This is a genomic window from Lawsonibacter hominis (genome assembly GCF_014287895.1).
Classification (GTDB): domain Bacteria; phylum Bacillota; class Clostridia; order Oscillospirales; family Oscillospiraceae; genus Lawsonibacter_A; species Lawsonibacter_A hominis.
Map to the genome: position 1 here is coordinate 1 of NZ_JACOPP010000005.1, position 13,579 is coordinate 13,579.

The window sequence follows — 13,579 nt, forward strand, 5'->3', positions numbered from 1 at the left end:
CGACCCGCCGACCAATTCAGCCGGTGGAAATCGGGAAGAACAACAGGATAGAACAAGCAACATTATTCAATTTGAACTCGGCTGGAACCCGCATGGTTCCAAGGGTTTCAGCCGTTTGGCACTCCGCATAGGAAACCTGATTTCGAATCATTACACCAACTTGGATGATGACGGTAAATCAGGGACGATAGCGGTAACTACGGAACCCCAAAACATACCTCTCAAAGTGGCTGTCAGATGGCTGCTCTCATTATAGCCATTTTCCCGCAAAATTCAAGCCGTGGAAATTGGGAAGAACAACAGGATAGAACAGACCCCAATTCACAATTTGAACTTGCCCGCAAACCCGCATGGTTACTGGCTTTTCGGCAGTTTGGACTTCCAAAGTGGAAACATGATTTCGAGTCAGTCCCGTTATGACCACTTCGATACCGCTCCATATCAAATTATGAACATGCCATGGAAGAAACCGTGAGCGGGATGGTTGGCGCTTTACCGGAGCTTTGCTCGTTATAACGCCCGAAGCCCTCGTGCAGCAAGGCTTGCCGGTCCAAGTCAGAGGCGATCCCGCATAGTCTGCAAGCCGGTCCCGGCACCCGATAAAAGCTGCAGAAGAAATGCGCGGCGGCGGGAGGGCGTTTGGACGAAGGCTTTGGGGCCGCTTCGGGCTTTGAATAGAATACCGTATTTTTGGGGGCTTGTCAATATTGCAAGGCGGGGTAAAATAAGATATAATCTTAAATCGACCGGGAAAGCAACTACATCCGCAGGAACGGCGCAGCGATTTGGCTGGAACAGAAAGGAATGGCAATGGAAGAATTAAAACGGCGCATTCTCAGTGACGCGGTGGTGGGCGAAAGTGACATTATTCATGTGGACATGTTCCTGAATCACTGCATGGACATGGAATTAATGGAGAAGATGGGGAACGAACTGGCGCACCGCTTTAAGGGGGAGCGAATCACTAAGGTCCTCACGGCGGAGAGTTCCGGAATCGCTTTGGCCTGTTTTGTGGCGCGGGCGCTGGATGTACCGGCGGTCTATGCTAAAAAATTTCAGACCGGCTATATCGACCCGGAGGTCTATTCCGCGGAGACGCATTCGTTTTCACTGGAGAAGTCTTACACCTTGCGGGTATCAAAAAAATATTTGGATAAAGATGATGTGGTGCTGCTGGTAGACGATATCCTGTCTAACGGCCAAGCCATTCTAAGCCTGCTGGAGCTGGTAGCGAAAGCCGGGGGCGAGGCGGCGGGAGTGGGCGTGGCCATCGAGAAGTCCATGCGCGAAGGAGGAAAGGTGCTGCGCCGCATGGGACTGAGAGTGGAAGCGCTGGCTACGGTTCTCCGAATCGAGGGCGGAAACATTATTTTGGCATAAGGGGCAAACGCTATGACGCAGGAGATGCTGGACAAGATCAACCAGGCCAATGCTTTTATGCACCATAACCATATCCGGGTTGTGCGTCAGGAGCGGGATCAGGCCGCTGTCTCATTGGAATTGTGTCCTGACAGCCTGAATCCCTTTGGGATGCTCCATGGGGGCGCCTATTTTACGATGGCGGACTGCGCCGGCGGTGCGGCGGCCAGAAGCGACGGGCGGCGGTATGTGACCCTGGAGGGCTCCATCCACTTTATCCGTGCGGCAAACGAGGGTACCGTCACGGCCCAGGCCCGGGTCCGGTACCGCGGCGGCACCACCTGTCTGGTGGAGATCGACATTAAAGATGAGACGGAACGGCTTCTGGCGACCGGAAACTTCACGTTTTTCTGCGTTGGAACACTGGAGACATAGGACACAGACGCCCTGGCTGCGGCCGGGGCGTCTGTCCATTCAGGGACAGACGCGCAGGTGCATGGCCAGGGGACGGCCGCCATATGCGGCCGGCTGCTCCGCTTCGGCGCGGGGAGCGCAGCGCGGGGGAAAGAGCGTGTTGGAGCGAAACAAATCGAGCGGTTCCGGCGCTGGCCGCGGCGCGCTCCGCCCGCTCCCGCTTTTGTCGGCGCACAGGGGGACGTCAGGCTTGCAAAAGCGAGAAAAGAATGATAGACTGAAACGAATCGCCAATCGCCCGAAAAGAGGGAAACGTGACATGAAGCGTAAGGCAAAGGCAAGAGCCCTGATTCTGGCGGCAGTGCTGGGCAGCGCGGTACTGCTGGGCGGCTGTGCCCGGCAGACGGGCGCCGCAGATCCGGTAGCCATCACCGTGTGGCATTATTATAACGGCGCGCAGCAGGTGGTCTTCAGCCGCCTGGTGAACGAATTCAACGAGACGGTGGGCGCGCAGCAGGGGATCGTAGTGGAACCGCACAGCTATGGTACCATCGGTGATTTGACCCAACAGGTGAAGGACGCCATTTATGACAAGGTGGGGGCGGAGCCGCTGCCCGACCTTTTTGCCGCCTATGCCGACACCGCCTATGAGATCGACCGGTTGGGCATGCTGGCCGATTTGGGGGAATATCTTACCACGGAGGAGCAGCAGGCCTACATCGCCGCCTATCTGGATGAGGGACGTTTTGACACGGGCGGCTTTAAAATTTTCCCGGTGGCCAAGTCCACCGAGCTGCTCAGCGTGAACAAGACGGAGTGGGACGCTTTTTCAGCGGCCACCGGCGCTTCGGAAGCCGACCTGGCCACCTGGGAGGGCATTGCCTCGCTGGCGGAACGTTATTATGATTGGACGGATGCCCGGACCCCGGATCTGTCCGGCGACGGGAAGGCCTTTTTCGGCCGGGACGCCTTTGCCAACTACATCTTGATCGGCAGTATGCAGCTGGGAGTGGAGCTGTTCTCCGTGGAGGATGGCCGGATCACCCTTCAGGTGGATCACGACGTGATGCGCCGTCTGTGGGACAATTACTATGTTCCCTATGTAAAAGGCTACTACGCCTCCTATGGCAAGTTCCGCAGCGATGATTTGCGTACCGGGGATATTGCCGCTTATGTGGGCTCTACCAGCGGAGCGACCTATTTCCCCGGCGAAGTCACTCGGGCCGACGGAAGCACCTACGCCATTGAGGGGGCGGTATACCCTCTGCCCAATTTTGCGGGGACCCAGCCCATGGCCGTGCAGCAGGGCGCGGGCATGGTGGTGGTCAAGTCGACCGAGGAGCGGGAGCGGGCGGCCGTGACCTTTCTCAAGTGGCTGACCGCGCCGGAGCAGAACATCGCATTCGCGCTTGCCTCCGGCTATCTGCCGGTGACCCGCGCGGCCAACGATGTGGAAACGCTGCTCCAGGCGGCACAGGATGCGGAAGTGGAGATGACGCCTGTGCTCCGGGGTACGCTGGAGATCGGCGTAGAGATGTCCGAAAACTACGAATTCTATACCAGCCGGGCCTTCGCGCAGGGATACGAGGCCCGTCAGGTGGTGGAAAATTCCATGTCCGGCCGGGCAAAGACGGATCGGGCGGCCGTGGAAGAGGCCATGGCACAGGGCGTGGACCGGGACACGGCGCTGGCTCCGTTCCTGGAGGACGCCTGCTTTGAAGGCTGGCTGGCGGAATTCAACCGGGCGCTGGCTCAGGCGGCGCTTTCCTGAGCAGCGGCGGAGAGGAACAAGGAGGTGGAGCCGTTTGCGGAAAAGAAAAAGGCAGGGGCGGGCGGCCGTCCGCAGCGGCTCCATCCGAAGACGGCTGCTGCTGATGCTGATGGTGCTGCTCCTGCTGCAGACGGCAGTCTACCTGCTGGTGTTTTTCAAAGGCGGCGTGCAGGGAGAGGCGAGAAAAAACGCCTTTTCCATCTTTCGGGAGCAGACCGCCAACCGCGCCCTGGATCTGGGCAACGATATGGTGGAGCGCTGGTCCAACACCCGGGAGGGGGAGAACGACGTCTATGCCGCCGTGGGGGAACTTCTGGACGAGTATGGATTGACGGCGGAAGCGCTGCTGAAGGACAGCGTCCTTTGCCGGCAGCTGGTAGCCGATACGGCGGAGCATGTCATCGCTATGCTCCGCCGCAACGGCGTCACGGGGGCTTTCCTGGTATTGGACAACACGGAGGAGGAGGGCGGACGCCCCGGGTTTTATGTGCGGGATTACGACCCGGCCAGCTATGCCGCGGGCAACGCGGATCTGCTTCTGGAACGGGGACTGCCTTCGGTGGCACGGGAGAACGGCGTGGCGCTGGACAGCTATTGGAGCGCTTTTTTTGACCTGGATGATGCGCCTGCGCCGGAAAACCAATATTTTTTTGCACCGCTGCAGGCGGCTGCCGCAGTGGAGCCGGAGAACCGCAGCAGGGAATACTTTTACCACTGGAGCGGCCGGTTCCGGCTGAGCGAACTGGACCGGGACGTGATCACTTATTCCGTCCCGCTGATCTGGGAAGACGGGACCCTTCTGGGCGTGCTGGGCATCGACGTGAGCTGCGACTACGTGGCCGGACAGCTGCGGTATCAGGAGCTGGGAGACGGCACGGCGGGGGCGTACTTCCTGGGGATCAGCCGGGATGGCGGAACGACCTATACCACGGTATGCACCAGCGGCGCCAATTTCATCGCATGGTTCGGTCAGGCGCCGTCCATCGCCCCGCAGCAGACCGACCAGGAGGGGGTGGTGTGCTTTCGGCAGGGGACGCGCACCCTGTACGGCGTGGTCCAGCCGCTGAAGCTTTACAACGTCAATACGCCCTTCGAAAAGGAACAGTGGGCGCTGGTCGGCCTGCAGAACGGAGCGCATTTGCTGGCCAGCACGCAGCGCATCCAGCGGTTGATCCTGGTCAGCGCCCTGGTGTGCCTGGCCCTGGGGGTATGCCTGATGCTGCTGGCGGCCCGCTATCTGACCAAGCCGCTGACCAACCTGGTCTCGGCGCTGGAGAAGAGCGACCCGGATAAGCCCATCCGGCTGCCGCGGCTGGGAATGTCGGAAATCGACGCCCTTACCGGCGCAATCGAAAACCTGTCCAATTCGGCCACAGAGTCGGCCTCCCGCACCTCCAAGATCCTTGCCATGATCCACATCCCCATCGGCGTTTTCAAGTATCAGAAGGACGGCCAGAGCGTTTTCTGCAGCCGCAGCCTGTGCGAGCTGATGGGCTGGCCGGTGCCGGAGGAGGACACCTATCTGACCTCGGCGGAATTTCGGGGCCGGATGGAGCACCTGCGGGCCTATCAATACAGCGGGGAGCCGGCCATCTACCGCCTGCCCGGCGAAGGCAGCGGGAACCGCTGGGTGCAGCTGACCTGGCGGGAGGAGGGAGACACGATCCTTGGCGCCTTTGAGGATGTGACCCGGGACGTGGAGGAGAAGCGGAGGATCGAGTACGAGCGGGATTTCGACATCCTGACCGACCTCTATAACCGCCGGGCGTTCGACCAGCAGCTGCGCAAGCTTTTTTCTCCTGCGCGGCGGGGCCGGCTGCAGGTGGCCGCGCTGCTGATGCTGGATCTGGATAATCTGAAATACGTCAATGATACCTATGGACACGACTATGGGGATCGCTACATCCAGGCATTCGCCAAGTGTCTGGAGTCCTTCTATTGCTGCCGCAGCGTGGTGGGCCGCCGTTCGGGAGACGAGTTCAACGTGTTCCTGTACGGCTACGAGAATCAGGAGGCGGTTCGTGCCTGCCTGAAACGATTCCGGGACGAGGTGGGCGAGGCCAGCCTGGTGTTGTCCACGGGGGATCGGATGCGGGTACGGGCGTCCGGCGGGCTTGCCTGGTACCCGCGGGACGCTGGGAATTATGAGGAACTGCTGCGTATGGCGGATTTTGCCATGTACTCCATCAAGCACACGGTCAAAGGCCGGATTCAGGAATTTGACCGGGAGGATTACGAGCGCAATTCCATCCTGATCCAGGGCCAGGACGCGCTGAACCGCATGATCGACGGCAGACTGGTGCGCTATGCTCTGCAGCCCATCGTTTCCGTAGCGGACGGGGGTGTGTATGGCTATGAGATGCTTATGCGCCCCCAGCTGGAGCAGCTGAAGGACCTTCGTTCCCTGTTTTTGCTGGCGAAGGCGGAGTCCAAGCTGCTGCAGATCGAGGAGTTGACCTGGGCTGAGACGCTGGCCGCTTTCGACCGGCTGGATCGGACCGGGATGATCGCGCCCGGGCAAAGAGTATTCATCAACTCCGTGGCCAGCCAATGCCTTACCGACGAGGATCTGGCGGCCCTGGAGCAGCGCTACGGCCGCCTGCTCTCCCGGGTGGTCATCGAGATCACGGAGGGGGAGGCGTCCGTGGGGAACATCACCAGCCGGAAAAAGCACCGGGCGCAGCTGTGGAACGCCCAGCTGGCGCTGGACGACTACGGTACCGGCTTCAACAGCGAGGCGGTGCTGATGGAGTATGCCCCCGACCTGGTCAAGGTAGACGTGTCCATTATTCGGGGCATCGACGCAGACCCGGACCGGCGGGATCTGCTCAACAGCCTGATCGGCTATGCCGGCACGCGGAATATCCGGGTGCTGGCGGAGGGCGTGGAGACCGCGGCGGAGCTGGAGACGGTCATTGCCTGCGGTGTGGATTACATCCAGGGCTATTACATTGCCCGGCTGGACTTCGAAGTCCGGCCGATCCCGGCCAGAGTACAGCAGGAGATCTTAACGCTCTACCGCAAATATACCTTTGGCTGACGCGGGCCGGCACGCCCGAAGAGGGATGCGCCGTCCCGGCATCAGGAAGGCGGGACCGGAACAGAGAGAACCGGCCGCGGATCTTTATGATCCGCGGCCGGTTTGCTGCAGTTCTGTCATTCGGCTTGGGAGAAGGTCAGCAGCATCTGGGCCAGCTGGGCCCGGGTGAGGGGCTGGGCAGAAGCGTTGGAGGCGTCATAGGAGAGATTGGCCAAAGCGGCGCAGCGGGTGAGCATCTGCTCCATCTGAGTCCCGGTAACGGCTTCGTCCGGGAGGAAGCGGCCCTGGCCATCCCCTTCCACGATGCCGTTCGTGACGGCCCAGCCCACATAACCGCTGTACCAGGAGCCGGAGGAGGCGTCGGAACAGGCGCCGCTCTCCGCCTGCACGGCGCCGGCCATGCGTGCCAGCACCGTAATGGCCTGGGCGCGGGTCACGGCGGCGTCGGGGGAGAAGCGGTTCCCGCCGGTGCCCTCCATCAGGCCGCTGTCATAGACGAATTTGACCGCCTCATACGCATCGCTGCTCTGCGGCACATCCCGGAAGGGCAGCGCGCCCACAGTGAACTGCCATTGACTGGCGCCCACATACTGCGTGCCGCTGCGTACGGCCACGGTGAGCTGATAGACGCCGTCCTCGGTGGGCAGGATAGCGGCAATGGCCTGCGCACCGTCGGAGAGCAGGCAGGATTCCGCGTAATTTTCGCTGGGAACGTCGGTGATGGTGAGCTGGACCCGGCTGTCGTCCAGATCCTCCACACTGGCCTGGATATCGGCGAGGGTCACGCTCTGGCCGGAGGCGATGCTGGACATGCCCGCGCCGCCGTTGACGGTGAAGCTGACCCGGGTCTTGCCGGAGGCGTCGGAATCACAGACCCCGGAGAAGCTCTTGACGGCCTCGGTCAGAATAAACTCGGTGGAGCCGGAGCCGCCGGCCTGGCCCTGCTGTGCGCCCATACCGCCGCCAAAGCCCTGGCCCTGAGGGCGCTCCATGTCCTGGCCGCCCCCAGGCGGGATCCCGGCCCCGCCGTTTTCCGGGCGCTGCCCCATCTGAGACGGGTCGAAGTCCTCGGGCAGCGCGGGGGGCTGGCCCTCCGCGCCGGGCTGGAAGTTCTCCGGGGGTTCAAAGCCGTCGGGAAGGGTGCCCGCTCCGGGCCGCTGGCCTGCCCCGAAGCCGCCCATCATGCCCGATTGGTTGCCGCTGTAGCATTGGAGCACGCCGTCCACAGAGACGGAATAGACGGTATTCAGCGCCAGCGTGGGCGCAGTCAGGGTAATGGACTGGCACGTTTTCCGGGTGACGGCGCTCCAGAGCGTGCTGCCCTCGGCGTCGGTGAGCGTGACCGCGCTGCCCGCCGGGAGCATGGAGGCGAAGGAGAGCTCCAGATAGGGCTGCGCCGAGTCGCTGTCCGCCGCGTCGTTGCGGGTGCCGAACGCGTACAGCGTGCCGCCGTTGATGGTAATGGCGCCATCGGCGTCGATGCCGCCGTCCGGAGAGGTCTCGTTGGCCATGGTCCAGATGGCGCCGCCGTTGATGGTGAGATATCCGTTGGAGTCAATGCCGTCGCCTTCAGACCCCAGCCCGGCGTTGACGGTCAGGCTGCCGCCGTTGATGGTGGTCACGGATACGCCGTCCTCGTTGGTGTTGATGCCGTCGTCCTGACTTTCGATGCAGATGGTGCCGCCGTTGATGGTCAGGTGCAGTTCGGAGTCCAGACCCTCGTTGTCGGCCACGATGTTGAGCACGCCGGTATCGTCGCCGTTGTCGCCGCTGAGGTTCATGCTCATGCGGGAATAAAAGGCCCCGTCGTACTTGTGCAGCTTCTTGGTCGTGCCCTCCTTGTAGATACGGGCCACGTGAGAGCCGGTGATGTTGTTCTCGCTGCCCGCAGCGAGGATCACGTTGGCACCGGCCGCGGAGGTGTCCGCCACGCCGGAGGCGGCGTAATCCTCTGCGCCGCCCGCATCGTAGGCCACCCAGTCCGTATCGCACTCATAGACCTGGTAGAAGAAAACGGCCGGAGCCACGGTGCAGGTGAGATCGACGTTGTCCAAAATCAGGGTGACCACCGCGCCGGGATCGGTTTTGGCCCCGTCGCCCAGGTCCACGAAGATCTGTCCCCTGGACAGCGTTCCGGTGATGCGGTAGGTGCCCGGCCGGGTGATGGTGACCCGGGTGTGGGCGCCGGCCTCCTCAGCGGAGTGCATCTCCTCTGCGGAGCCCTCGCCGTAGGTACTGTCGGTGCCGTCCGCATAATAGATGATATCCGCCCCGGTATAGACTGCGTCGGCGGGATCGGCGGAGGCAGGCGTTCCATCCACCTTGACGCCGCTGTCGGAGAGCGTGATGAGCACCTCGCCGCTGCTGGCGGAGGCCGCGCAGGCGGTCACGCCGGAACTGAGCAGCAGGGCTGCGGTCAAAAGAAGCGAAAACAGCTTTTTACCCATAAAAAATCACATCCCAACCTTTTGTAGTAAGCGAAGTATAGCACGGAAACCTGAAATCAGTCTGAAGACGAGCCGCAGCCCGGCGAAAAATCGCCGGGCTGCGGAAAAAGGCAGGAGGCCTAGACCGGGAGAACGCCGATGTAGGAGAGCAGGGAACAGGTGAGGTAGGCGGCCTCATCCCGGGTAGTAGCCTCGCCGGGGGCGATGGCATAGAGGCTGTCCCACAGCAGGGTGCCCGTTTTGCCGCTCGCATCGGTCTGACTCATGGCCAGCAGCCACGCGCCCTCCCGGGACCAGTCGGCGTAAGGGGCCAGGGCTTCATAGAGCGCCAGGGTGTCCGGGACCTGACGGGCGGAGCTGTCCAGATACATGTTCAGCCGCCGGCCCAGGCGGCCCATGATGGCGATGAACTGTTCGTGGGTCACAAGGTCGTCGGGGCGGAACAAGCCGCCGCCCACACCGTTGACCAGGCTCATTTCCGCCAGGGCGTTGACGGCAGGGCCATACCACGCGTCCATCGCTACGTCGGAGAAGTGGCTTTCGCCGGAAGGCACGTCGCAGTGGAGCGCCTGAGCCAGCAGGGCACAGAGCTGGGCCCGGGTCAGGGTGTCGAAGGGGCGGAAGAACCCGTCGCCGGAGCCCTGCACCACGCCGTAGGCAGCCAAGGCGTCGATCTGGGCGGCAAAGCGGGATTGGGCCGTATCCGAAAAGCCGCGGCGCTGATACGCCTCCAGGCCGCACCGGGCGGCCAGGTCCGCGGGAGAGATGGTGTTCCAATCGGCTCCGCTGCCCTGAAAGACCCGCACGGCGGAGGGCAGGGCCTCCAGCAGAGCGCGAAAGGCGGCGCGGTAGTCCTCAGAGAGGGCCTGCTCCAGGTCCACATACCAGCTGCGGCCGAAGTCGATGCGCAGCATACCGCGGTTGTCCCCCTCCGGCGCGGGGGAGGACAGGAGCCGGGCAACTGCGGCGGCATGGCCCGGCGCGACCAGCAGATGCGGGATCACCCCGATCGTGTCGGTAGTGCTGCCGCCGGGGGAGAAGAAGCGGAAAGCGGTGATCTTGATGGCGTCCCCCTCGGCAAAGAGCAGGGGATAGGAGGTTTGGTCGAATACGTTCTGCCCCACGCCCTTGCCGAAGGTGCGTTCCCCGATGATCAGGCCCGCCCCGGTATCCCGCACCCCCGCGGCGAACAGCTCGGAGGCGCTGGCAGTCTCGCTGTCGGTCAGAAGGATGACGGGGGAATCGGTGCGGGCCGCCTCCTCCGCACCGTAGCCCTGGTAACGGCCGCCGCTGTCCCGCAGCCAGGCCAGCACACCCGCACCGGTAAAGCAGGCGGTGGACTGGATGGCGGCGTTGACTTCGCCGCCGCCGTTGCCGCGCAGGTCCACCACCCACACGTCGGCCTGCGCTCCATAGGCGTCGATGGCCTGGGTAAAGTGCGCCAGCGTTTCGCCTCCGAAGGTATCGCAGTCGATGTAGCCGATGTGGCCGTCCCAAAGCTCGCTGACGGTGGCGGGCAGTACGATGGCCCGCCGCTGTACGGTGAGCGTATACTCCGTTCCGCCGCGGAGGTAGGTCAGAGCGACCTGGGTGCCCGTCTCCCCCTGCAGCCAGGAGGAGAGCAGTTCGGGGCTCTCTCCCGCGCCGGGGCGCCGGCCTTCCACGGCTACGATCACATCCCCGGCCATCAGTCCGGCCTCCTCCGCCGGGGTATCCGCATATACCCGCTGGAGGGAAAGGCCCTCCGCAGTGAGACGGTAGGCCACGCCGATGCCCACAAGGGCCTGATCGCTCATGGAGCCGGTAAACTGCCGGTATTCCTCCGGCGTGAAGTAGTAGGTATAGGGGTCGCCCAGCGCGCCCAGGATCTCCTCCAGTGTGGGCAGATATAAAATTTCTTCCGGAATGGGGTCGATGTAATAGGTGCCCAACAGCATCCGGGCCTGGTCCAGGTCCAGGGCCTGGGCGGCGGGAGGGAGGAGCAGAGACAGGGCCAGCGGAACGGCCAGCAGGCTGGCGCGGTGTGTTCGGTTCATAGAGGGGCCTCCTCAAAGGACAAAATATTATGTCACCTGATTGTACGACAAATCGGGAGCGGACGCAAGGCCCGTTCCCGATTTGTTTCCATTTGTCATTTTTGGATGCCGGAGCAGGGGCAAGGCCGGGCGTCCGCTGGCCCCCAAAGCCCGCGTCAGCCCTCTCGGAAAAGCGGCTTTGCCGCTGTTTCGACGATCACAGCGCCTGAAAGCGCGCGGCCCCCGCTCGGAGCAGATGACGCTCCATCAGAGCGGCGCACACCAGCAGCGCAGCGGTGCATACCAGCAGGAGCAGGGACTCGCCCACCAGGCCGCCCAGAGCGATCTGCAGCAAAAGCCCCGCCAGAGAGACGGCCATGGGGACCAGAACGCCGATGAGCGAGGCGGCGGACTGCTTGACCACCGCCGCGTCGCTGAGTGCATCCAGCTTGGGGAAGCAGAGGTTGACATAAAGTCCGAATGGGGCGGTAAAGAGCGCGAAGGCGATCCCGGAGAGCGCCACCAGCAGTCCGTCCAGCCAGGACAGGCCCAGCGCCAGGGAGAGCAGCGCGGTACCCGTCAGCAGGCAGGGGAGGGTGAGCAGCAGCTGGAAACCGGCCTTAATCCGAAACAGCGTGGCGGTGCCCACAGGAGCCTCTTTCAGGATCCACAGCCGGTTTCCCTCCAGGCTGATGGAGGAGGCGGTCACCGCCGCAGTGGAGAGCACGAACCATATCCCCGCCGCCAGCAGGCCGGTCAGGGGGAGCGTCAGACCCCCGGCCTCCACCTGCGCCAGCAGCGCATCCAGCCGGGCGCGCTGGAACAGCGCCGCCACGCCTGCCACCGGCAGCAGGAGCAGGCCGAAGCCGGCGTTGAACAGGTAGACGGGGGTGCCGAAAAAGCGCAGCGCCTCCCGCTTCAGCAAGGCGCGCCGCGGTCCGGCGGAGGACAGACGCTCCAGCCGGTAGTCCGAGCGTACCGAGCGGGCCGAGAGCCGGGTGACGATCTGCTTGTACCGCATGGCAAACAGACGTACCACCAGCAGAAAGGGAAGCAGGCACAGGGCAAAGAAGCCCAGCAAAGCCAACGCGTCCCCGCTGCAGAGGCCCCGCTCCATCAGCAGCAGGGGCAGCGCCCAGCCCGACAGGGCGGTGCGGATGCTCCCGGCCGCCTGCCCCATCTGGGTCAGGATGCGGTTGAAGCGGAACAGTCCCCAGAAGAGCAGGAGGAAAAAGAGCAGATAAAACAGATTGGACCAGAGCGCCCGCCGGGCCGTTTTACCGGAGAGCACGGCCAGCACGTATCCGGCCGTCAGGGAAATGAGGGTAGGCAGCAAGGCCAGAAACAGGGCCGAGAGGATCAGCAGCAGGAAGAAGACCACGCCGCCCCCGCCTCCGTGCCACAGATAGGCCGCCCCGGCGGGCAGCAGCATAAAAAATACCGAGACCAGATTCTCCAGATAGAGCGCCAGCGTACGGGAGAGCATCAGCGTAAAGGCGGATACGGGCAGAGCCAGCATCAAGTCGTTGTCCCGGGTCCCGAAGACCACGCCTTGTGCGGCGAAGAGGGAGAAGAGCACCCCCATGACCACCGCCAGCAGGGACATGATGGGCAGCAGCAGCGAGAGCTGCCCCACCTGGGCCAGCTGAGCGGCAAAGAGAAAGCTGTATACGCCGGAGAGATAGAGGGACAGGCCGGCCAGCAGAAGCAGGGCGCCGGCGCCCGTCGCATGACGGCCGGATTTTCGCCCGCCGAACCGGAAGGTGGTGAGCATGGCCCGAAAGTTGAGGGAGAGAAGCGAGCGGAATTTCCTCATGGCTGGCTCGCTCCCTCCAGTTCCAAAAAGACCTCCTCCAGTGTGGAGTCGCCCACCAACTCCGCAGTGGCCCCCTGGCGCACCAGGCGGCCGTCCTTGATGATGGCGATCCGGTGGCAGAGCTTTTCAGCCACCTCCAGCACGTGGGTGGAAAAGAACACGGCGCCGCCTGCCGCGCACAGCTCCGCCAGATAGCCCTTGAGCAGGTGGGAGGCGGCGGGGTCCAGGCCCACGAAGGGTTCGTCCAGGATCAGCAGACGGGGCTTCCGCATCAGGGCGGAGATGAGAGCGAGCTTCTGCTTCATGCCGTGGGAATACCCGCCCACCGCGCTGCCCAGGCTGCCGGTGAGCTGGAAGGCGTCGGCGTACTTGGCGATGCGCTCCTGACGCACTCCGCCGGGGAGCTCATACAGGTCGGCGATAAAGTTCAGGTATTGGATCCCGGTGAGAAAGTCGTACAGGTCCGGATTGTCCGGCAGGAAAGCGGTCACCGCCTTGGCGGCGATGCTCTGGCGGCGGATATCGTGGCCGTCGATGACGATGGTCCCCTCGGTAAAGTCCATCACCCCGGCGACCGCACGCAGAGTGGTGGTCTTGCCCGCTCCGTTGTGGCCGATAAAGCCAAAGATTTCACCGGGTGCAACGTTCAGGCTCAGGTCATCCACCGCCCGCTTTCCGCCGGGATAGGTCTTGGAAAAATGTTCGATCTTCAGCATA

Annotated in this window: 9 protein-coding genes; 5 read left to right on the forward strand and 4 right to left on the reverse strand. The window is 63.1% G+C overall.

The genetic code is table 11. From position 1 onward, the window contains the following. From H8S57_RS17070 to H8S57_RS05140, 5 genes are all read left to right on the forward strand, one after another. Positions 1-256: hypothetical protein (locus H8S57_RS17070; RefSeq protein ID WP_207723708.1), on the forward strand; the 256-nt coding region annotated here is incomplete at its 5' end. 548 nt (positions 257-804) lie between these two features. Continuing rightward, a complete protein-coding gene (locus H8S57_RS05125) occupies positions 805-1,380 on the forward strand; it encodes a xanthine phosphoribosyltransferase (protein WP_243204702.1) in 576 nt (191 codons plus the stop codon). 12 nt (positions 1,381-1,392) lie between these two features. Continuing rightward, positions 1,393-1,794, forward strand: coding sequence for a PaaI family thioesterase (locus H8S57_RS05130; protein ID WP_186907012.1), 402 nt, complete (start codon positions 1,393-1,395; stop codon positions 1,792-1,794). A gap of 298 nt (positions 1,795-2,092) precedes the next feature. After that, the gene (locus tag H8S57_RS05135) at positions 2,093-3,544 is read left to right on the forward strand and encodes an extracellular solute-binding protein (protein ID WP_186907013.1); all 1,452 of its coding nucleotides are present in this window, start codon (positions 2,093-2,095) and stop codon (positions 3,542-3,544) included. A gap of 34 nt (positions 3,545-3,578) precedes the next feature. Continuing rightward, entirely contained in the window at positions 3,579-6,584 is a 3,006-nt protein-coding gene (locus H8S57_RS05140) for an EAL domain-containing protein (protein ID WP_186907014.1), read from the forward strand. A gap of 116 nt (positions 6,585-6,700) precedes the next feature. Here H8S57_RS05140 and H8S57_RS05145 read toward each other — a convergent pair whose 3' ends face one another. The 4 genes from H8S57_RS05145 to H8S57_RS05160 all read right to left on the reverse strand — a co-directional run bounded on the left by H8S57_RS05145 (position 6,701) and on the right by H8S57_RS05160 (position 13,578). Continuing rightward, on the reverse strand, positions 6,701-9,031 hold the full coding sequence (locus tag H8S57_RS05145) for a carbohydrate-binding domain-containing protein (protein ID WP_186907015.1): 2,331 nt from the start codon (positions 9,029-9,031) through the stop codon (positions 6,701-6,703). A 119-nt stretch (positions 9,032-9,150) separates the two neighbouring features. Further along, positions 9,151-11,067: a S41 family peptidase gene (locus tag H8S57_RS05150; RefSeq protein WP_186907016.1), complete on the reverse strand. Its 1,917-nt coding sequence runs from the start codon at positions 11,065-11,067 to the stop codon at positions 9,151-9,153. A 196-nt stretch (positions 11,068-11,263) separates the two neighbouring features. Further along, positions 11,264-12,862, reverse strand: coding sequence for a hypothetical protein (locus H8S57_RS05155; RefSeq protein ID WP_186907017.1), 1,599 nt, complete (start codon positions 12,860-12,862; stop codon positions 11,264-11,266). After that, entirely contained in the window at positions 12,859-13,578 is a 720-nt protein-coding gene (locus H8S57_RS05160; protein ID WP_186907018.1) for an ABC transporter ATP-binding protein, read from the reverse strand. The genes H8S57_RS05155 and H8S57_RS05160 overlap by 4 nt, the downstream gene beginning before the upstream one ends. Position 13,579: the final 1 nt, after the last annotated feature.

What these genes read in the sequence shown, in the direction of transcription:
- H8S57_RS05130 (WP_186907012.1), top strand. Translation starts at nt 1,393, where the DNA reads ATGACGCAGGAGATGCTGGACAAGATCAACCAGGCCAATGCTTTTATG.
- H8S57_RS05125 (WP_243204702.1), top strand. Translation starts at nt 805, where the DNA reads ATGGCAATGGAAGAATTAAAACGGCGCATTCTCAGTGACGCGGTGGTG.
- H8S57_RS05155 (WP_186907017.1), bottom strand. Translation starts at nt 12,862, where the DNA reads ATGAGGAAATTCCGCTCGCTTCTCTCCCTCAACTTTCGGGCCATGCTC.
- H8S57_RS05150 (WP_186907016.1), bottom strand. Translation starts at nt 11,067, where the DNA reads ATGAACCGAACACACCGCGCCAGCCTGCTGGCCGTTCCGCTGGCCCTG.
- H8S57_RS05135 (WP_186907013.1), top strand. Translation starts at nt 2,093, where the DNA reads ATGAAGCGTAAGGCAAAGGCAAGAGCCCTGATTCTGGCGGCAGTGCTG.
- H8S57_RS05145 (WP_186907015.1), bottom strand. Translation starts at nt 9,031, where the DNA reads ATGGGTAAAAAGCTGTTTTCGCTTCTTTTGACCGCAGCCCTGCTGCTC.
- H8S57_RS05160 (WP_186907018.1), bottom strand. Translation starts at nt 13,578, where the DNA reads ATGCTGAAGATCGAACATTTTTCCAAGACCTATCCCGGCGGAAAGCGG.